The organism is Luteimonas suaedae, assembly GCF_008312895.1.
Taxonomy (GTDB): domain Bacteria; phylum Pseudomonadota; class Gammaproteobacteria; order Xanthomonadales; family Xanthomonadaceae; genus Luteimonas; species Luteimonas suaedae.
This window is the reverse complement of the sequence record NZ_VSSP01000044.1, coordinates 1-649: the sequence shown is the minus strand read 5'-3', so window position 1 is coordinate 649 and position 649 is coordinate 1. Positions and strand designations below refer to the sequence as shown.

At 63.6% G+C, this 649-nt stretch carries 1 protein-coding gene; it reads left to right on the top strand.

Annotated features, from left to right (window positions below; all coding sequences use genetic code 11):
* On the top strand, positions 1-649 hold a 649-nt coding region (locus FXO19_RS19020), incomplete at both ends, for an ABC transporter transmembrane domain-containing protein (protein ID WP_255516505.1).

Here is a 649-nt window from a genome sequence, read left to right as displayed (position 1 = left end):
TGCTGCGCGACGTGCTGATCGCCTCGTTCTTTCTGCAGATCCTGGCGCTGATCACGCCGCTGTTCTTCCAGGTGGTGATCGACAAGGTCCTGGTGCACAAGGGCATCACCACGCTCGAGGTGCTTGGCATCGGCCTGCTGGTGGTGTCGTTGTTCGACGTCATGATGGGCGGCCTGCGGACCTACCTGCTCTCGCACACCACCAGCCGCGTGGACGCGGAGCTGGGTTCGAAGCTGTTTTCCCATTTGACCCACCTGCCGCTGTCCTATTTCCAGGCGCGCCGGGTCGGCGACTCGGTCGCGCGCGTGCGCGAGCTGGAAACCATCCGCGAATTCCTCACCTCGTCCGCACAGACGGTCGTGCTGGACCTGTTCTTTGCGGTCGTGTTTCTCGCGGTGATGTGGCTCTACAGTCCGGCATTGCTGCTGGTGGTGCTGATCACGCTGCCGCTGTATGCGATCGTGGTGGCGGTGGTCGGACCGATGCTCAGGCGCAGGCTTGACGAGAAATTCGTGCGCGGCGCCGAGAACCAGTCGTTCCTCGTCGAGGCCGTGACCGGCGTCGAGACGCTCAAGGCCATGGCTGTCGAGCCGCAGATGCAGAACCGCTGGGAGCGGCAGCTGGCGGGCTACATCCAGTCCAGCTTCAA